At 69.0% G+C, this 18,910-nt stretch carries 18 protein-coding genes and 1 pseudogene; 8 read left to right on the plus strand and 11 right to left on the minus strand.

Annotation, left to right across the window (positions count from 1 at the left end; translation table 11 throughout):
• The first annotated feature begins 425 nt into the window (after window positions 1-425).
• Both AB0N02_RS44975 and AB0N02_RS44980 read left to right on the plus strand, forming a co-directional pair.
• Window positions 426-1,082: a TetR family transcriptional regulator gene (locus AB0N02_RS44975; RefSeq protein WP_363960868.1), complete on the plus strand. Its 657-nt coding sequence runs from the start codon at window positions 426-428 to the stop codon at window positions 1,080-1,082.
• Window positions 1,036-1,518 (plus strand): DUF6653 family protein, encoded by a 483-nt coding sequence (locus AB0N02_RS44980; RefSeq protein ID WP_363960870.1) that lies wholly within the window; start codon window positions 1,036-1,038, stop codon window positions 1,516-1,518. The genes AB0N02_RS44975 and AB0N02_RS44980 overlap by 47 nt, the downstream gene beginning before the upstream one ends.
• A 20-nt stretch (window positions 1,519-1,538) precedes the next feature.
• Here the strand turns inward: AB0N02_RS44980 and AB0N02_RS44985 are convergent, their stop codons facing one another.
• The 3 genes from AB0N02_RS44985 to AB0N02_RS44995 all read right to left on the minus strand — a co-directional run bounded on the left by AB0N02_RS44985 (window position 1,539) and on the right by AB0N02_RS44995 (window position 3,962).
• Window positions 1,539-1,793: a hypothetical protein gene (locus AB0N02_RS44985; protein WP_363960872.1), complete on the minus strand. Its 255-nt coding sequence runs from the start codon at window positions 1,791-1,793 to the stop codon at window positions 1,539-1,541.
• Window positions 1,794-2,106: 313 nt separating this feature from the next.
• Window positions 2,107-2,808 carry a YoaK family protein gene (locus tag AB0N02_RS44990; RefSeq protein ID WP_363960874.1) on the minus strand — a complete coding sequence of 234 codons (702 nt, stop codon included), beginning with the start codon at window positions 2,806-2,808 and terminating at the stop codon, window positions 2,107-2,109.
• 269 nt (window positions 2,809-3,077) lie between these two features.
• Window positions 3,078-3,962 (minus strand): sigma-70 family RNA polymerase sigma factor, encoded by an 885-nt coding sequence (locus AB0N02_RS44995; RefSeq protein ID WP_363960876.1) that lies wholly within the window; start codon window positions 3,960-3,962, stop codon window positions 3,078-3,080.
• 77 nt (window positions 3,963-4,039) lie between these two features.
• Between AB0N02_RS44995 and AB0N02_RS45000 the strand changes: the two genes are divergently transcribed.
• Window positions 4,040-4,753 (plus strand): NAD(P)H-dependent oxidoreductase, encoded by a 714-nt coding sequence (locus AB0N02_RS45000; protein ID WP_363960878.1) that lies wholly within the window; start codon window positions 4,040-4,042, stop codon window positions 4,751-4,753.
• 58 nt (window positions 4,754-4,811) lie between these two features.
• Here the strand turns inward: AB0N02_RS45000 and AB0N02_RS45005 are convergent, their stop codons facing one another.
• The 4 genes from AB0N02_RS45005 to AB0N02_RS45020 form a co-directional block, all read right to left on the minus strand.
• Window positions 4,812-5,435 (minus strand): RloB family protein, encoded by a 624-nt coding sequence (locus AB0N02_RS45005; protein ID WP_363960880.1) that lies wholly within the window; start codon window positions 5,433-5,435, stop codon window positions 4,812-4,814.
• Window positions 5,432-6,772 carry an ATP-binding protein gene (locus AB0N02_RS45010; protein ID WP_363960882.1) on the minus strand — a complete coding sequence of 447 codons (1,341 nt, stop codon included), beginning with the start codon at window positions 6,770-6,772 and terminating at the stop codon, window positions 5,432-5,434. The genes AB0N02_RS45005 and AB0N02_RS45010 overlap by 4 nt, the downstream gene beginning before the upstream one ends.
• A 242-nt stretch (window positions 6,773-7,014) precedes the next feature.
• Window positions 7,015-7,227 (minus strand): DUF397 domain-containing protein, encoded by a 213-nt coding sequence (locus AB0N02_RS45015; protein WP_363960884.1) that lies wholly within the window; start codon window positions 7,225-7,227, stop codon window positions 7,015-7,017.
• Window positions 7,215-8,255 (minus strand): helix-turn-helix transcriptional regulator, encoded by a 1,041-nt coding sequence (locus AB0N02_RS45020; protein ID WP_363960886.1) that lies wholly within the window; start codon window positions 8,253-8,255, stop codon window positions 7,215-7,217. Before AB0N02_RS45020 ends, AB0N02_RS45015 begins: the two co-directional genes overlap by 13 nt.
• Window positions 8,256-8,564: 309 nt before the next feature.
• Here AB0N02_RS45020 and AB0N02_RS45025 point away from each other — a divergent pair, with 309 nt between their 5' ends.
• Both AB0N02_RS45025 and AB0N02_RS45030 read left to right on the plus strand, forming a co-directional pair.
• Entirely contained in the window at window positions 8,565-8,942 is a 378-nt protein-coding gene (locus AB0N02_RS45025) for a hypothetical protein (protein ID WP_363960888.1), read from the plus strand.
• Window positions 8,943-8,982: 40 nt separating this feature from the next.
• Entirely contained in the window at window positions 8,983-10,167 is a 1,185-nt protein-coding gene (locus AB0N02_RS45030) for a serine hydrolase domain-containing protein (protein ID WP_363960890.1), read from the plus strand.
• A gap of 80 nt (window positions 10,168-10,247) precedes the next feature.
• Here the strand turns inward: AB0N02_RS45030 and AB0N02_RS45035 are convergent, their stop codons facing one another.
• Together AB0N02_RS45035 and AB0N02_RS45040 are read right to left on the minus strand one after the other, a co-directional pair.
• A complete protein-coding gene (locus AB0N02_RS45035) occupies window positions 10,248-10,721 on the minus strand; it encodes a DUF1203 domain-containing protein (protein WP_363960891.1) in 474 nt (157 codons plus the stop codon).
• Window positions 10,722-10,892: 171 nt separating this feature from the next.
• Entirely contained in the window at window positions 10,893-11,459 is a 567-nt protein-coding gene (locus AB0N02_RS45040; RefSeq protein ID WP_363960893.1) for a WHG domain-containing protein, read from the minus strand.
• Window positions 11,460-11,533: 74 nt separating this feature from the next.
• Here AB0N02_RS45040 and AB0N02_RS45045 point away from each other — a divergent pair, with 74 nt between their 5' ends.
• From AB0N02_RS45045 to AB0N02_RS45055, 3 genes are all read left to right on the plus strand, one after another.
• The gene (locus tag AB0N02_RS45045; RefSeq protein WP_363960895.1) at window positions 11,534-12,028 is read left to right on the plus strand and encodes an FBP domain-containing protein; all 495 of its coding nucleotides are present in this window, start codon (window positions 11,534-11,536) and stop codon (window positions 12,026-12,028) included.
• A gap of 121 nt (window positions 12,029-12,149) precedes the next feature.
• Window positions 12,150-12,422 (plus strand): hypothetical protein, encoded by a 273-nt coding sequence (locus tag AB0N02_RS45050; RefSeq protein WP_363960897.1) that lies wholly within the window; start codon window positions 12,150-12,152, stop codon window positions 12,420-12,422.
• A gap of 586 nt (window positions 12,423-13,008) precedes the next feature.
• On the plus strand, window positions 13,009-15,318 hold the full coding sequence (locus tag AB0N02_RS45055) for a tetratricopeptide repeat protein (RefSeq protein ID WP_363960899.1): 2,310 nt from the start codon (window positions 13,009-13,011) through the stop codon (window positions 15,316-15,318).
• 65 nt (window positions 15,319-15,383) lie between these two features.
• Here the strand turns inward: AB0N02_RS45055 and AB0N02_RS45060 are convergent.
• Both AB0N02_RS45060 and AB0N02_RS45065 read right to left on the minus strand, forming a co-directional pair.
• Window positions 15,384-15,641, minus strand: a pseudogene (locus tag AB0N02_RS45060) (helix-turn-helix transcriptional regulator); the annotation flags it as partial.
• Between the two features lie 451 nt (window positions 15,642-16,092).
• Complete coding sequence (locus tag AB0N02_RS45065) at window positions 16,093-18,687, minus strand: bifunctional FO biosynthesis protein CofGH (RefSeq protein ID WP_363960901.1); 2,595 nt, start codon at window positions 18,685-18,687, stop codon at window positions 16,093-16,095.
• Window positions 18,688-18,910 lie beyond the last annotated feature (223 nt).

Genomic DNA, 18,910 nt, shown 5'->3' on the forward strand with positions numbered 1-18,910 from the left:
CACCGCCATCGACCAGCGACTACGGCTCGCCTTCACTTGCGCCGAGCCGGTCGACGCCGCCACCGCAGACGGGATCGAAACCCTTCACCCCCACCCCACCCTCACCACACCCGCGACCGCTCCACCTCGCCGCGTCCGTAACCGACCTCCCCCCACCATGGCCGTGACCATCCCGGCGCCGGTACGGCGGGCAGTGAGACGGAGCGGATCGGCGCCGATGAGCGGTGCTCGGCCAGGGAACGTCCCGGCCATCCCGTCTGTTGTGAGCGGAACCGTCGACGGAGGGCTCCGCTCTCCTTCCCCGCTTCTCCTCCCCGGCACGGTCGGCTCTTCCGGCACGGCCGGCTCCTTCGGTATGGCGGGTCCGCGCCTCACCCGTTACGCTATGACCAAATATCCGATCTGGTCATAGCTAAGGAAGGTTCGTGGCTGTCGCCTTCACCCAGCAGGAACGAGCGCGCATCACCGAGTGCCTGCTCGACACCGCCGAGGAGCTCTTCGCCGCCCAGGGACTGGCCAAGACCTCGCTGGAGGAGCTCGTCGCCCCGGCGGGAATCGCCAAGGGCAGCTTCTACGCCTTCTTCGACTCCAAGGAGACCCTCTACAAGGAGGTCATGATCCGCCGCGCCCCACTGATCGGGGACCGGCTGAAGGAGGCGCTCAGCCGTCCGCCGAGCGCGGAGGCACTGGCCGAGCTGATGCGGCAGATCTCGACGCTGCTCACCACCGATCCGTTCTACCGGCGGCTGCTCACCCACCCCGACGAGCTCCGGTCCGTGGCCCGGCGGGTCGGCACGGAGGAGATCGCCCGGGTGACGCCGCAGATCCTGACCCCGCTGCTGGACTACCTCTCCAGAGGTCAGCGCGACGGCCTGATCATCGGCGACGTGGAGCCGATGACGCTCATGGGCGTGCTGCGCACCACCGGACTGATCACGATGAATCGCCACCTGTTCGGCCAGGACTACGAAGCGGTCCTGGAAACCACGATCACCGCCCTCGCACGCGGGCTGACCACATCGAACGGAGACAGAAATGAGCGGCTTGTCGAAGGTGGCCGACACCTTCCGCATGACGGATGAGGCCTGGACCCGTCATGCCAACCCCTGGAGCGTGTGGACCCGCTTCGCCGCGATCCCCCTGATGATCCTGGCGATCTGGAGCAGGACATGGCTCGGCTGGTGGTGCCTGGCCCCGATCGCCGCCGTCGTCGTGTGGCTCTGGCTGAACCCGCACGTCTTCCCCCCGGTCACCACACCGCGGAGCTGGACCGCCAAGGGGATCTACGGCGAGAAGCTGTGGCTGCACAACCGGTCGATGATCTCCGCCGACCACCGCAACGTCCACCGCCTGCTGGTCGGGGTGGGGCTGACCGGGTTCGCCGCGCTGGTCTACGGGCTGGTCGCCCTGGAGATCTGGCCGACGGTCTTCGGCGTGACCCTCGTCGTGCTGGGCCAGCTCTGGCGGATCGACCGGCTGGGCCTGCTGTACGAGGAGCACCAACGCCAGGCCGCCTGATCCGTTCCCCCGGCCGGAACTCAGCTGCGGATGATCGCATTGAGGAGCGCCGCGAACAGCACCGCCGCCCCCAGGCCGTACGAGATCATGCGCCGGACCGCCTTCCGGGCCGCCGTCTTCGCGGGGAGAACCTTGGCGGCGGCCTCCGCGGCCGCCTGAATCGCCTTCCCCCATCCCGCCCACGTGTCCACGGTGCGCTGGAAGAGCCGTCCGATCCCGAACAGGATCAGTGCGATCAGGATGACAGCGGCAACCCGGCTGCTCGGGCCGTCCATGGGCGCGCTCCTACCTAGAGGGAAGCAGGATTTCGCCACTCAGGGTAATGTAATGACTACGTAAAGAAAGGAAAACGGCTCGGAAACCCGCCCCACCGCGCCACGCCGACCCCAGCCGCTCCGTTTCCCGGCCCTCCGTTTCCCGGCCGCTCCGCTCCCCTCGGTCCTCTGAAGCTCTCCTTGGCCCCCCGGAACCGCCCCTCCTGAAGTCACGATCCGCCGCCACATGGACGAAGACGGATCACCTCGTACGCAGGGCCGACGCCGCGGCGGGCACTGGAGAACCCTCACGGACCCGACCGGCACCGGTCCTTCACCGAGACTCGCCGTACCGGATGGAGCGGGAGGCGCAGGCGACCGCCACGAGCAGGATCAGGGCCGCCGTCAGCGCGGACACGGGGCCGACGTTCAGGTGGAGCACGGCGCCCGTCAGCCCGCCGGTGAACAGCGCGACGATCAGGACCGACCTGCGCAGCCCCGCATACCCCGGCGGGTCGACGGCCAGACGCGTGAGAGTGCTGGTGAGGACGGTGATGGTGACCAGGTCGGGTACCGCCAGCCGGTGCGCCGCGGCGTTCTGCAGGCCCATGCCGTAACCGAGCAGTCCGATGAGCGCCACCTGCGCGCCCGTCTCGCGATATCCCGCCGACCAGACCACCAGAAGGGCGACGGCGACCAGGATCGCGTGCATGATCGTGAGTGCGGTGAACTCCCGCCGTACGTCCCGCATCCACCTAGCGAGACGTCCCGTGCTCCACGCCCCGGTGACGAAGGCGGCCAGGGCGAGGAGCGAGGCCCACACCGACAGTTCGCGATCGCCGGCCAGGGCGAAGCCGACGAACATCACGTTGCCGGTCATGTTGGCGACGAAGACCCGGTTCAGGCCCAGGAAGCTGACGGCGTCCACGAGGCCGGTCGTGACGGTCAGCATGATCAGCAGGGCGGGCAGGATGCCGTGCTCGTTCGCGCCACGCGGGAACAGCGCATCGGAGACCCACCTCAACCCGCTTATCACGGGCGCTCCCCCGCGAGCGCGCCATGCCGGTGCCGCGGACCACCTCTCATGTGTTCTCCCCGCTCCCCTCGTTCTCCTCGGTCTCCCGGTGTCGGGACGACGCGGACGCGAGTGCTCCCATCTCCGCCGACAGACGCCTCATGATTGGAAATCTGCCCAGCTCATCCAAGGTGTAGTGCAGGCGGAACCGCCCTTCGGCAGGCCGTCGACCACGGGCCCGGCGCCCCATGGGAGCCGACGGCCGAGGCCCCGGCGAGCGTCGTGGGCGGTCAGTCGCCGAGGACGGCGATGTCCAGTCGCCGGAGACGGCCGGGATCGGCGATCACCTCGTATCCTGCGATCCTGTCCCCCGCCACCGTGACGGTGAGGACGAGAAGCAGGCGTCCGCGCGGGGCCACGACGATTCCCACGGCTCCGTTCACGAGCGCCGCCTCCGCGAAGCGCGCCCGCCGCCCGAAGACGAGGGTCTCCTCGGCGACCGCCCGCGCGCCACGGACCTCCGTCACCGCGCCCGGCGGCAGGGCGGCGGGGTCGGCCCGGCGCACGACGTCGGGGGCCAGCACCGCGAGAAGCGCGCCGATGTCGCCGCCGCGCGAGGCTGCGAGGAAGGCGTCGACGACATGCCGCTGCCGGGAGAGTTCGACGATGGGGACCCCGGACGTGCCCCGCACCCTGTGTCGCGCGCGGCTGGCGAGCTTTTTCGTGGTGACCGGTGTGCGCCCCACGATGGGGGCGATCTGGTCGAACGGCACGGCGAACATGTCGTGGAGCACGAACGCGACCCGCTCGGCGGGGACCAGGGTGTCCAGCACCACGAGCAGCGCGCGGCCGACCGATTCGGCCAGCAACGTCTCCTGCTCGGGATCGCCCCCGTCGTCGGGGTCCCCGGCCCGGTCGGGCATCTGCTGCCCGACGGGCTCCTCCGGCCGCGCCCTGCGGGAGCGCAGCATGTCGAGGCAGATCCGCGAGACGACCGTCGTCAGCCACCCGCCCAGGTTCTCGACACCGTCGGCGTCGACGCGGCTCAGCCTCAGCCACGCCTCCTGGACGGCGTCGTCCGCCTCACCGGACGAGCCCAGCATCCGGTAGGCGACCACCCGCAGGTGGTCGCGATGCTCCTCGAACCGCTCCGCCAGCCGGTCGTACTCGCCCATCGGTCACCTTTCCCCGTCGCACCCCGTCAACTACATGACGGATACGACACGACCAACGTGACATGGGGGAAAGCCGGATGACGTCCTTGCTGCACCTGGACTCCAGCGCCGACCGTTTCGACGACTCGGTCAGCAGGCGGCTGACCGCGCTGTTCGCCGACACCTGGCGGGGGCTGCACGGCACGACCGGATACCGGTACCGGGACCTGGCCGCCGACCCGGTGCCGCCGGTGACCTCGGCCTACGCCACCCTCGGCCGACGGGTGGAGAAACGCGGTGTCGTCCCCCCGGCCGGGGTGACCGCGCTGGCCGGGGACCCGGCCGAGAGACGGGAGTGGGCGCTGACCCTGCCACTGGTCACGGAGGTGCTGGCCGCGGACACCGTGCTGCTCGGCGTCCCGATGTACAACTTCTCGGTGCCCGCCTCGCTGAAGGCGTGGATCGACCGGATCTCCTTCCCGGGGGTGTTCACCGACCCGGACAGCGGGGGCAGCCTGCTGCGCCGTACGCGGGTGGTGGTGGTCACCGCGCGGGGCGGCGCGTACGGCCCGGGCACCCCGCGGGAGAGCTTCGACTTCCAGGCCCCCTATCTGCGGATGTACTTCGGCAACCTCGGGGTGACCGAGGAGAACCTGAGCTTCGTGCACGCCGAACTGACCCTGGCCGCGCAGATGCCACAACTGGCCCACCTCCAGCCCCTGGCGGCCGACTCACTGACGGCGGCCCGCGCCGCGGTGACCGAACTGGCCTCCCGCCCGGCGAACACCCCCGCGCCGGCGACCACGCCATAGGTTCTGGCGAACGGCCCACCCCGTCGACTCGGGCTCCGGCCGGGACGGCACATCACGATCACACGCCGGCAGTACGGATCCGTTCGACAAGGCGCCAGATGTCCGTACTCGGGTTCGCTCTCGACGGTGAGCCGTCACCCCGGTGTTTACCCTCAAGCGCCAGGGCACGGCTCACCGCCTGGTCATGCAGTTCGGCAAGCCGGGCGAGTGCCGCCGGGGTGAGAACCTTCCCGCAGCCGAGCAGCTCACGCACCTGGGATTGTGCGTCATGACGGTCGAGAGAGGCCCACTGCTCCTTGAGATGGAGCAGGAACCAGAGCTCCAGGCAGGGGTTGGAGACGGCGAGATTGATGCCGTGCGCGGCGGCGAGTTCGGTCGCCTGTCTGAGGTTGGGGTGTTCGTCCACGTCGAAGACGCACCAGTACTCGTCGTAGGCGGCACCGCGCCCACGTTTCTGCTCGCGCAGATCGGCCTTCTTACGGTCGCGGGCCTCCTCGACGAGACGCAGCGGTACCCCGTGGAAGTCGCCGAACGTCACGATGACCCGGTCACGGTGAAGTCGGTACCAGTGCTGGAGGTAGATCGTCTCGGTCTTCTCTCCCTCTGTGAAGACGAGCAGCGATCGACGAGCGGCCGCCTTCGACGGCTTACGCCCCCGTCCGTCGTGGATCGCGCGCCTCACCCGCGCCCGCTCTCGGCGATGTGCTTGGCGATCTCGGTGAACTCCTCATGACTGACGATCGGGGCGGCGCCGTATCGTCCGGCGAGATACCTGCGGCCGATCGCCTCTTCCTTGCGCGGCCCCAGGTCCGACAGCGGATAGAGCCGGGTGCTCCCATCGGGGAGTTTCTCGGTGAACCAGATCTGGTCACGGCCGAGCACGCGGTCGCTTTCGGCTCCGCCGAGCAGCGGGACATCGTGAGAGCTGAAGATCAGCTGGGCGTTGTGGGGATTGGACTCCGGATCCTGGAACAGCCCGACCAACCGGGCGACCAGCACCGGGTGCAGGCTCGCCTCAAGTTCGTCGGCGAGCAGGACGGATCCGCGGGCCAGCGCGTCCACCACCGGTCCGATCAGTCCCAGCCAGACCAACGTGCCGAGCGACTCGTCCTTGACGTCGAAGTCGACGTCGTCGCCCGCCGCGCGATGGCTCAGCGTGATCCCCAGCTCGGTGATCTTTATTTCGATCCCCGCGCCTTCGGGTTCCTCGTCCTGGCCGTGCAGGATCTCCACGATCCGACGGAGCCGCTCGACCACCTGGGGATCGAGCGGGCGGGTTTTCACGTCGGTGATCCCCAGGTCCGCGGCGCGGATCAGCGAGAGCATCAGGTCGCGGGTCTCCGGGTGATGGAGCAGTTGCGCGGTGAAAGCCCACCGATGGGTCCGGCTGGACGCCTCGGCCAGCAGAAGGTTTCCCTCGAACCATTCATAGATCGGCAGGAGATCGGGATGGCCCGCCGCGGCCGCCGCCGACAGGAACAGGGCGTTGGGCCGCATCACCTCGGTCGTCGCACGGCCTTTGGCGCGGTTCGACGCACCTAGTTCGACGTCGTCCCCGTCCCGCCGAAAAAGCAGTGCGGCCCGGCCACGCGGGTAACGGTACGCCCACTCCTCGATCACACGGTGGTCGTCGAGCCTGACGCCGTACTCGTGGCGGACTCCGTCCAGGATCAGGTCGATCTCGAAACGGGTCGAGTCATCCACGGCGGCGTCGAGCCGGAACGGACTGCGCTGGATGCGCCGGGAGGGGCTGCCCGCCCGGAACGAATGCAGGATGTGCCCTCGCAGATCATCCAGCGCTTTGAGCAGGTTGGTCTTGCCGGAAGCGTTGGCACCGAACAATCCGGCGGCGGGGAGGAGTCGCAACGGGTGTCCGCCCGCACGCCAGGGAATCTCGCGGGGCACCCCCGGCTCCGCGAGCGCCGTGGCCTCCAGGGAGAAGTCCAGCTCGTCCCGGAACGAGCGTGTGTTCTCGGCCCGGAACGCCAGCAACATCGACGTCGACCCAACCCTCTTCATAGGGAGAATTATTGCAGGCTACCTGCGATTTTCGTGCTAAGACAGCGCCCTATTGGATTCGATCAAGGTACACCGACACTCCTGTGGCATCTACGCCCACGAAGCTCCCCCGGTTCGGACAGGAGCAGGCCATGGACACTCCCGCGCACGGCGTCAGCGACGACCGGCGCGGCCAGGCGCTCCAAAGCCTGCCCCTCGACACGGCCAGGGATCGTTCCGTTTACACCGTCTCCGTGTCTCCGTCAGCCGAGACGTCCGGCCTTGATGGCGGCGGTGAGGGCGGACCAGGCGTCGGCGGCGAGAACGAGCGCCGGGCCGGTGCGGTCCTTCGTGTCGCGGACGGCACGGCGCCCACCGGAGAGGGCGGCGACCTCGACGCAATTACTTCCGTCGCCGCCGGACAGACTGGACTTGCGCCACCGGGCGCTGGAAAGCTCGCGGGTCAGGTCGTCCATCTGCGCATCGTCTCCTTGATGAGGCCGAGTGACTCGCGTCGTGGCAGGGCGTCGGCCCTGATCACGCCATGTCTGCATATTAAGCTTTTTACCTCCTCCGACCTATCGCTCACTCGATCCTCGGTGCTCTGAGAATCGATGTAGGCCACGGGCGGAGCCCCACTCGGCAACTCCGCGACGACGAAACTACCCAGCAGCCCGACGGTGCCATAGGCCGCGTAGGGAAGCATCTGAAGCGAGATGTGAGACCTTTCACCCAGCTCCAGCAGATGCCAGATCTGGTCTTTCATCACCTCCGGGCTGCCCACCGGCCGGTGCAGGATGCTTTCGTCCAGCACCACCCACATCATCGGCGGCGTGGGCTGGTCGAGGAGACGCTGCCGTTCCAGCCGGGCCGCCAGGCGCTCCTCCGCCTGGTCCGGGGTGGCGCCGGGCTCGTTGGCGATCAGCGCCCGCGCGTAGCCCTCGACCTGAAACAGGCCGGGAACCATCGACAGTTCCCAGACGTGCAGCGACTCCGCCTCGGACTCGAAGTCGAGCCAGGGGCGGAACCAGCGGGGCATCTGATCGGCCTCCCGGGTCAGCCGGTCGAGCAGGTCGGTCAGCTCCCTGCCCCTCCCCAGGGCGGCGTCCACCGTACGGGCCAGGTCCAGGGTGGGAGACCGGCGGCCGTTCTCGACCATGCTGACCTGGCTGACCGACATGTGGATGATAGCGCCCAGCTCTCGTTGACTCATTCCGGCCAGCAGCCGGATCTTTCGCAGTTCCGCTCCGAATCGAATGCGTGGGGACGCATAGGGATTCGGTTCCGGTGAAACAGTCATCTCCGGGCTCCTCCCGCCGTTTCCGACCGTGTTCAGGAGATTACTCCGGGGAGTCATCGGAAATGGCGGGGGTTCACACACTGTGAATACCATGCGAAGCCATCGGCACTCTTCGACAGAGAAAGCCCCTGTCGCCCGGGAAGCGGCCACGCACCACCGCCTCCCCCGGAGAACCGAAACCGGATATCCGGATTTCCATGACATAAAGCTTTATAGCGAAGGCGCGAATCGACTCGCCGGCCCCACGAACCGGATATCCCGCCATGAGACGAGCCGCTGGAGCGGGCCGTACGGCGCGACACGGCCGCATCCGCCGACGTCGCGAGGCACGGGACACCGGCCCACCCTCCCCGGAGAGAACTTCGTCTTCGTTGTTGACGATGTTTCAACGTCCACCCTAATGTTGTCTCTGCCAGAGACGATGTTCGACACATCCGGTGGACGCGGGGCTCCGTCTCGGGCGTGGTAGGAATGGGACTCACGGAGGAGGCCGGACAGACAAGTTGGTGTGCCATGACCGAGCACTTCCTCGGCGTTCTCGGCCTCGGCCAGGCGCTGGGGGTGAGCCGGCACGCGGTGCACAAGTGGCGCGCCCGCTACCCGAGCGATTCGAGTCACCCGTTTCCCGAGCCCGACGTCGAGGTCGATGGAGCTCCGGGCTGGCGGGCTGACCGGCTGGAGGAGATCATGCGCTGGCGCGACGGCCTGCCGGGCCGCGGCGCGGGCGGAGGCCGTCCTTCCGCCGCACGTCAGGAGTACCTCAGGGCCGCGATGGCGCGCGGCCTGACCCGGGACGAGGCGATACGCGCGCTCGTCACGTTCACCGAAGAGTTTCCCGAGATGACCGAGCCGGAAGTCTGCGCCTGGCTCATCGAGAAATGGCGTAGGTAGCGCTTCCGGTAACACCCCACCAAACGGAAGGCGATGACGCATGCCCGAAATCGGCGGAAGCACCGCACCGGGATTCGAAGAGGTGCGCGAGGCGTTCGCGGCCAATCTGGCCGGCGGGCAGGAGGTGGGCGCCGCGGTCGCCGTCTACCTGCACGGCCGGAAGGTCGTCGATCTGTGGGGCGGAATCGCCGATCCCGCGACCGGCCGCCGCTGGGAGCGCGACACCTTGCAGGTCGTGTTCTCCACCACCAAGGGCGTCACCGCCGCCTGCGCGCACCTGCTGGCCCAGCGCGGCGAGCTGGACCTCGACGCCCCTGTCGCCGAGTACTGGCCGGAGTTCGCGGCGAACGGGAAGGAGCGCGTGCCGGTCCGCTGGCTGCTCACCCACCAGGCCGGACTGCCCGCGATCGACCACCCGATCACCCCGGCGGAGGCGATCGCCTGGCACCCGATGGTGACCGCGCTGGCCGCCCAGCGTCCCCTCTGGGAGCCGGGCACCGCGCACGGCTACCACGCGCACACCTACGGCTGGCTGGTCGGAGAGGTCGTCCGCCGGGTGACCGGCCGCAGCCTCGGCACGTTCCTCGCCGAGGAGATCGCCGCGCCGCTCGGCTTGGACCTGTGGATCGGGCTGCCGAAGAGCGAGCATCACCGGGCCAGCCGGATCGTCGCCGCCCCGATCGACCTGGACGCGCTGGCCCGGATCGACCTGGACACCCTCCCCGAGCCCGCGCGCGAGGCGATGCGGGCCTACGCCGACCCCACGTCGCTGACCATGAGGGCGATGACCGTCGTCACACCGATGCTGAACCACGACGACCCCGACGAGCAGGCCGCCGAGATGCCCTCGACCAATGGCGTCTGTACGGCCCGCGCGCTGGCCCGCTTCTACGCCGCGCTCATCGGCGAGGTCGACGGGCACCGCATCCTCAGCCCCGGCATCCTGGCCGCGGCGACCGCCGAACAGGTCGCCGGTGTCGACCGCGTCCTGCGGGTACCCGTCCGGCTCGGCACCGGTTTCGGCCTGCCGACCCCCGACGCCTTCTGGTACAGCCCGACCGCCTTCGGCTTCCCCGGCTACGGCGGATCGCTCGGCTTCGCCGACCCGGCGAACGGCCTCGCCTTCGGCTACACCATGAATCACATTCGGGAAGGCGTGCCGGATCGGAGAGCCGCCGATCTCCTTGACGCGGTCCGCGGCGCGGTCAAGGCCCAGGACCGGTAGGCCGCGGTCCCCAACGGCTTCGATGTGCCGCCCGGGAAGACGTTCCGCCCGGGAATCGGCCGGTGAACGCCGAGGTCGTCTCAGCCGCGCCGTACCTCGAAGTGGAAGCAGCCGAACTCGATCGCGCGCACGTGCACCGTCGCCGCCTCGGGATCCTCGAACACCTCCCGCAGCGCCGCGTCCGGGTCCTCACCGTCGGCCAGGTAACGTCCCCCCAGGATGTGCCCGTCAGCGGCGTAGGCGCGGAGCATCCGGTGGGCCGTGTGCGCCTCGGGCCAGCCCGGCTTCGCGCCGGGGCAGTCCCCGGCGTGCACGAAGACCGGCCCCTGCTCGTCGTAGGCCCCCGGGTCCACTCCTCGCTCCGCCGCCCAGCGACGCAGCGGCGCGTACGACAGCAGCGCGACCCGCTCCCCCGCCTCCGCCTTGGCCAGACAGCAGCGCAGCGGAGCACCGGCCTCCTCGGCGACGAACACCCTCGGCGCCCGGCCCGCGTCGTCGCCGTCCAGCAGTTCCCTCACGACATCGGCGTCGATCGCCCTGACTTCATGTCCCATTCGCCCATCGTTATCCGTTCCGCCCCTCCGCACCGGCGGTTCTCAGACCTCGAAGCTGGGACCGCGTCCGCCGAGGCGCGAGGTGACGTGGCCGCTGAGGAGGAGCCATCCACCACCGGGGAGAGCAAGGCGGGAACCATGATCAGGGCTCACGGCCCGTGGGGGACGGTGTCAGACCGACGGCCAGTTTCTGAGGAGGAGGTCGAGGGCGTCCAGGGCTCTGAGCCACGAGGTCTCCACCCCGGGCGAGTGGCTGAACCCGCCCGCCATCTCCAGACTCACGTACCCGTGGAAGGTGCTGTGCAGCAGCCGTACCGCGTCCGTGTGGTCGGACTCCGGCAGCGTGTAGCCGCGCAGGATCGCCCGCGTCATCTCCGAGTGCCGGCCCGCCGCGCTGGCGGCCGCCGTCTCCGGGTCGAGCTCGGTCTGCATCGCGGCGTATCTCCCCGGGTGCGCCTTCGCGTAGTCCCGGTAGGCGTTCGCGAAGGCCACCAGCGCGTCCTTGCCCGCGCGACCGGCCAGCGCGGCGGAGACCCGGTCGGCGAGCTCCGCCAGGGCCAGCACCGCCACCCGCACCCGCAGGTCCTGCGCGTTCTTGATGTGGAAGTACAGGCTCGCGTCCGTGACGCCGAACCTGCGTGCGAGCGCCGAGACGGTCACGTTCCCGAAGCCGATCTCGTCGGCCAGGTCCGCCGCCGCCCGGGTCAGGCGTTCAGCGGTCATCCCCGCGCGTGCCATGTGCCACCCTTCTCGCATACTTAGAGGCATTAAGTATTTGCTTAATAGGCCTAAGGAAGCTAGCTTCCCCATCTATGAGACCAGTCACCGAACGCGACATCCGCATGTCGTTCGTCAACTGCACCAAGGGCGAGGCCAAGCGCCTGGCCGTACCCAGGGACCTGGCCACCCGGCCGTGGGACGACCTGGACTTCCTCGGCTGGCGGGACCCCGCCTCACCGGAGCGGGGCTACCTGGTCGCCGAGTCCGGCGACGGGTTCGTGGGGGTGGCGCTGCGGCAGGCCGCGCCCCACGCCGGGCACGTACGGCGCAGCATGTGCTCGTTCTGCCTGACCATGCATACGGGAGACGGTGTCTCCCTGCTGACCGCCCGCAGGGCGGGCCGGAACGGACAGCAGGGCAACTCGGTGGGCGCCTACATCTGCACCGACCTGGCCTGCTCCCTTTACCTGCGCGGCAAGAAGGAGGTCGGCCCCGGCGGACGGCTCCACGAGTCGCTCACCCTGGAGGAGCAGATCGACAGAACCACGGCCAACCTGGCCGGATTCCTGGACAAGGTGGTCGGGTGACCACGCCGAAGAACCGGGGGCGCGGCGGCCGTTCTCGATCATGCTGACCTGGCTGAAAGCACCGGTATCAGGCGCAAGGATTTTCAAGGCGTGAACCGCATGGCGGTGGCACCACTTACAGATGGCCGCGATGACCCACCCCCGCCCCAAAGCCTTACGGAGAAACGGCAGCAAGAATTCAACATTCCGCCAGGCATTGGTGGATTTTATCCTCATAGCGGATCGCTTCATCGAGGACATCACGTTCAACGAGGAGGTGACGGAACATTCGCCCCTCAGCGATGCCGTTGTGCCGACTGCCCCCGTCCCGATGATCAGCAAGGCGAGCCCACGACGATATCGCTCTGCCACGATCTCGACCGGCCGAGCCTGGCTGGTCCCGAAAACGAGATGAACGGTTGGTCCATCGGATGGAAGAGCCGCGACGTCCACAAACGCAGTGATGGCCGCAACCCGCTCGCCACCGGTGTCGTCGGCCGTCCACGCTCCTCGGCAGGGGCGAGTAGCCAGGGCCGGCACCCGGTCAGGCCCTTGATCACCCCTTGGCGGCGGGCATGACAGTCCGCGCCCCGGTGACCCGGCCCGGATGGTGAGGGTTCACCGCTGCGAACCCTCACCGGCGTCGGCGAACGCTTCACAACGCCACCGTCAGGCGACGTCGACGGACCATCTCACGGGCGACCTCCGATCAACGAGCGATGACGCCGATAAGCGAACACATTTCCGGCCCCCTCCATCTCACCCTTCGCATTTATGCCACAAAGCGCCACAGCATTACACCATGTCCCTTTATGGCGATTTATTGCTATTTGGCATCACTGCTCCCACCAGTCGGTATTCGCATCGAAAATAAACCTCATGACGAGTCTGCGAAAATCGTCGCGCAGGGGCCGGCTTTCTGCGGCCTCGGTCGTGTCGCCAGGGGCGGTGCGGCCGACAACGCGCTTCTGCGCTGATGGCGACGCGATGGCCGGGCGATCATGAGCACGCCGGAATCGGTCATCGCCCTGCTCAAACTGAAGCTGGCCGACAGCGAGCGGCAACTGGGGCGCGAGCACCCCCAAACCCTCAAGAGCCGCAACGACCTCGGCCTCGCCTACCTGGACACCGGGCGGACGGAGCAGGCCATCCCCCTGTACGAGCGGGCACTGGCCGACTCCGAACGGACGCTGGGCGACGACCACCCCGAAACCCTGCTCAGCCGCAACAACCTCGCGGGCGCCTACCTGCAGGCAGGACGGACAGAGCAGGCCACCCTCCTGCTCGAGCGGGTACTGGCCGATCGGCAACGAACACAGGGCGCCGACCACCCCGACACCCTGACCGGACGCAACAACCTCGCGGGCGCCTACCTGGACGCCGGACGGGCGGAGCAGGCCATCCCCCTCTTCGAGCGGGTACTGGCCGACCGACAGCGAACACTGGGCGCCGACCACCCCGACACCCTGTTCAGCCGCGGCAACCTCGTCCGCGCCTACCGGCAAGTCGGACGGGCGGAGCAGGCCATCCCCCTGTGCGAGAGAGCACTGGCCGACTTCGAACGGACGCTGGGCGCCGACCACCCCGAAACCCTGCTCAGCCGCAACGACCTCGCCCTCGCCTACCATGAGGCGGGGCAGACGGAACAGGCCATCCCCCTCTTCGAGCGGGTACTGGCCGACCGGCAACGAACACTGGGCGCCGACCACCCCGACACCCTGACCGGACGCAACAACCTCGCGACCGTCTACCTGGACACCGGACGGGCGGAGCAGGCCATCCCCCTGTTCAAGAAGGTACTGGCCGACAACGAGCGGACGCAGGGGGACGATCATCCCGACACCCTGACCGGGCGCAACAACCTCGCCCGCGCCTACCGGCAAGCCGGACGGAAGGAGCAGGCCATCCCCCTCTTCGAGCGGGTACTGGCCAACCTCGAACGGGTGCTGGGCGCCGACCACCCCGACACCCTGCTCAGCCGCAACAACCTCGCCCTCGCCCACCATGAGGCGGGGCAGTTGGAACAAGCTGTCCCCCTCTTCGAGCGGGTACTGGCCGACCGGCAACGAACACTGGGCGCCGACCACCCCGACACCCTGCTCAGCCGCAACAACCTCGCCCTCATCTACCTGGCTGCGAAGCAGGCGGAACAGGCCATCCCCCTGTGCGAGCAGATACTGGCCGACAACAAGCGGACGCGGGGAGACGATCACCCCGACACCCTGGCCAGCCGCCGCAACCTCGCGACCGCTTACCTGGAGACCGGGCGGGCGGAGCAGGCCATCCTCCTGTTCAAGAAGGTACTGGCCGACAACGAGCGGACGCAGGGGGACGATCATCCAGACACCCTGGCCAGCCGCGACGACCTCGCCTTCGCCTACCGGGCGGCTGGGCGGCCGGAGCAGGCCATCCCCCTGTTCAAGAAGGTACTGGCCGACAGCGAGCGAGGACTGGGCGACGATCACCCCGACACTGTGACCAGCCGCGACAACCTCGCCGCCGCCTACCATGCGGCGGGGCAGGTGGAACAGGCCGTCCCCCTGCTCGAGCGAGCGCTGACGGATTACGAGCGGATGGCGGGCCCCCACCACCTCAGCAGCGTGATACGCCGCCACGACCTCGCCCTCGCCTACCATGAGGCCGGGCGGGTGGAACAGGCCGTCCCCCTGTTCGAACAACTGCTGGCCGACAATGAGCGAACACTGGGCGCCGACCACCCCGACACCCTGACCGCGCGCAACAACCTCGCGACCGCTTACCTGGAGACCGGGCGGGCGGAGCAGGCCATCCCTCTGTGCGAGCGGGTACTGGCCGACGCCAAACGGATGCTGGGCGCCGACCACCCCGACAGCCTGACCGCGCGCAACAACCTCGCCCTCGTCTACCAGAGGGCGGGGCAGGTGGAACGGGCCATCCCCCTGTTCGAGCAGGCGCTGGCCGACAGCGAGCGGATACAGGGAGACGATCACCCCCACACCCTGACCTACTGCCACAACCTCGCGACCGCTTACCTGGAGACCGGGCGGCCCGAGCAGGCCGTTCCCCTGTTAAAGAAGGTACTGGCCGACAGCGAGCGGGAACTGCACGACAATCACCCCGACACATTGGTCAGCCGCTACAACCTCGCCTCCGCGTACTGGAGGGCGGGACGGGAGGAGGAGGCCATCGCCTTGTACGAGCGGGTGCTGCCAGATCTCAAGCAGGTGCTGGGCAGCGACCATCCGGCCACGCGAACAGCGCAGGAGAACCTCAGACGCGCCCAGACCGCTGGGCGTCCGAAGAGCTCGTGGTGGCGTCGGCTGATCGACTGATGAGACCGACGTCCGTGCCTTTCGCCTCCTCCTGCCGAGGTCAGCCGGTCGAGCAGGTCGGTCAGCTCCCTGCCCTTCCCCGGGGCGGCGTCCATCGTACGGGCCAGATCCAGAGTGGGGGCGCGGCGGCCGTTCTCGACCATGCTGACCTGGCTGACCGACATGTGAATGAGAGCACCCAGCTCCCGCTGACCCATCCCGGCCAGAAGCCGGACCTTTCGCAGTTCCGCCCCGAATCGAATGCGCGGGGACGCATACGGATCCAGATCCGGTTCCGGTGAACCAGTCGTCTCCGGGCTCCTCCCGCCTTCGAAGAACGCCATGACTTATCCGGCATAAGCCTTTTTGCGCCGGGCACCGTAATCACGCAAGTCAGTTCTGGGAATGACGTTTCACCCGGACTTCGGGGTGTCCGTTCTCCGTTCCCGCCGCTACCGACGGCATCCGGAGGTGTTCGGCATACGGCGCAGACGTCCGCCTCACCGATCCACACCGTGCTTGTCTCGCCGGGAAACCGGCCGGTGACCGGGGAGCGCGAGGGGTCGGCAGACCCTTCGCCCGGGGTTCGGGGCGGAGCCCGAGAAGGCAGGGCCCGAGCGTGGACCGCGCGAAGCGCGAAGGCTTACGCGGTCCACGCATGCGGGCCCTTCCCAAAAGGGTCCACGCATGCGGGCCCCTCCCAGAAGCGGTCCACGCATGTAGGCCCCTCCCAAAAACGGTCCACGCATGCGGGCCCTTCCAAGACGGTCCGCATGGGCGGACCCGCTCGGTGGCTCAGGCCTGTTCGAGGGGGAGCAGGCCGCGGACGCTGCGGCAGACGCCGTCGCTGGCAGCCGACGCGGCGAGCCGTTCGGCGTCGGGCGTGCCGTACTCGGTGGTCCGCTGGCGGATGCGGCGGCCGGTGGGTGCGACCATCTCGCCGATCTCGGTGATGGTCTTGAACGAGCCGTTCTCCGAGCCCGCCATCCGGCTGATCGTCTCCTCCATCAGCGTGCCGCCCAGGTCGTTGACCCCGCCCTGGAGCACCTGACGGCACAGGTCGTCCTGGAGCTTGACCCACGAGCACTGGATGTTGCCGATCGCGCCGTGCAGCAGGACGCGCGCCAGCGCGTGGACGGCGCGGTTCTCCCTGGCCGTGGGGCCCGGCCTGGCGATCCCGGCCAGGTAGATGGGCGCGCTGTGGTGGACGAACGGCAGCAGCACGAACTCGGAGAACCCGCCGGTCTCCTCCTGTATGCGGCGGATCAGCCGGATGTGGGCCACCCAGTGGGCGTGGGTGTCGACGTGGCCGTACATCATCGTGGAGGTCGTCGGGATGCCGACCCGGTGCGCGGTCGAGATGACCTCGATCCACTCCTTGGCCGGTAGCTTGCCCTTGGTCAGCACCCAGCGCACGTCGTCGTCGAGGATCTCCGCGGCGGTGCCGGGCAGCGAGTCGACCCCCGCCTCCCTGGCCGCGACCAGCCAGTCCTCCACGGACAGGTTCGTACGGCTCGCGCCGTTGATGACCTCCATCGGGGAGAAGGCGTGGACGTGCATCTCCGGAACCCTGGCCTTGACCGCCCTGGCGATGTCGAAGTAGGCGTCCCCGGGCAGGTCGGGGTGGATGCCGCCCTGCATGCACACCTCGGTCGCCCCGGCCTGCCACCCCTCCCAGGCCCGGTCGGCGACCTGCTCCAGGCTGAGGGTGTAGGCGTCGGCGTCGGTACGGCGCTGCGCGAACGCGCAGAACCGGCAGCCGGTGTAGCAGACGTTGGTGAAGTTGATGTTGCGGTTGACCACGTAGGTCACGTCGTCGCCGACCGCCTGCCTGCGGAGGTCGTCGGCGATCCGGCACAGCTCCTCCAGCGCCGCGTCGTCGGCCCCGGCGCCGTTCTGGTCACCCGCGACGTCGAGCAGGGCCAGTGCCTGCGCGTCGGTGAGCCGTGCCGGGTCGTCGGCGGCCTGGCGCAACGCCCGCCCGACCTCACCGACCAGCGCGGCGGGAGCGGCGGCTGCGGGCAGCCGCTCCTTCAGCGCCTCCCAGTCGCCGTAGACGTGGTCGAAGTCGTCGCGGCGGTCGCCGGTGCGGCCCTCGGTGTCGACGGCCGTGTGCAGGTCGACGCGGCCGGCGGAGACGAAGCCGCCGTCCGGCTCCTGCCAGGGACGGCCCACGAGGACGGCGTCCTCGCGCGCCAGGCCCGTCTCCGGGTCGGCGAGGGCGGCGACGTGGGCCCCCAGGCGGGGGTCGAGCCAGGGCTCGCCCGCCAGCACGAACTCGGGGTAGATCGTCAGCCGCTCGCGCAGGGTGAATCCGGAGGCGGCGGTGCGGGCGGCGAGTTCCTCGATCTGGGGCCAGGGCCGTTCGGGGTTGACGTGGTCGGGCGTCAGCGGGGAGACGCCGCCCCAGTCGTCGATCCCCGCCCTGATCATCAGGTCGTACTCGGAGTCGACCAGGTTCGGCGGCGCCTGCACCCTCATCCTGGGGCCGAGCACCAGCCGGGTCACCGCGATCGTGGCGGCCAGCTCCTGCAGGTCGGCGTCCGGCATGCCGCGCATCGCGGTGTCGGGCTTGGCGCGGAAGTTCTGGACGATGATCTCCTGGAGCCCGCCGTACTCGCGCGCCACCTTCCGCAGCGCGAACAGCGACTCGGCCCGCTCCTCGACGGTCTCGCCGATGCCGATGAGGATGCCGCTGGTGAAGGGCACGTTGCTCCGCCCGGCGTCCTCCAGGACGCGCAGCCGTACGGCGGGGTCCTTGTCGGGTGAGCCGTAGTGCGGCATGCCCTTGACCTCGAAGAGCCGCCGGGAGGTCGTCTCCAGCATCATGCCCATCGACGGCGCGACCGGCTTGAGGCGCTGGAGGTCGCGCCAGGTCATGACGCCCGGGTTGAGGTGCGGCAGCAGCCCGGTCTCCTCCAGCACCCGGATGGCCATCGCGCGGACGTAGGACAGCGTGTCGTCGTAGCCGTGGGCGTCCAGCCACTCGCGGGCCTGGGACCAGCGGTCCTCGGGGCGGTCGCCCAGGGTGAACAGCGCCTCCTTGCACCCCATGGCCGCGCCCTGCCGGGCGATCTCCAGCACCTCGTCGGGGCTCAGGAACATGCTTTCGAGCTTGTGCGGGGCGGTGGCGAACGTGCAGTACCCACATCGGTCGCGGCACAGCCTGGTCAGCGGGATGAAGACCTTGCGGCTGTAGGTGATGGTTCCCTGCCGTCCCACGGCTTCGAGGCCGGCGTCCCGGACGCGTCCGGCGTGCTGGAGCAGGGTGTCGAGGTGTTCGTCTCGCGCGTGCAGCAGGACCGTGGCTTCGGTGAGATCAAGAGCTTTGCCGTCGCGGGCGCGGGCCAGGGCCCGGCGCATCGCGGTGTCGGTGGGGTTGACGCTCATGACGGCACATTACGACCCGGCCTCGGGTGCTCCGGCGGTGGGTGCCGGGTCGGCGAAGGTTTCTTCAGCATCACTTAACCGTCCACTCAAGCATATCTCGATAGACGTAAATATTTGCACTTGCATATACTAAAAGCCCCCACCGCGTCCCAGGAGCGAAAAATGATCTGGTTTCTCCTCGCCCTCCTCGTCGTCTCCGCCGTCGCCCCGCTGATCGGGACGG

This window comes from Streptosporangium sp. NPDC051022, from assembly GCF_040683035.1.
Taxonomy (GTDB): domain Bacteria; phylum Actinomycetota; class Actinomycetes; order Streptosporangiales; family Streptosporangiaceae; genus Streptosporangium.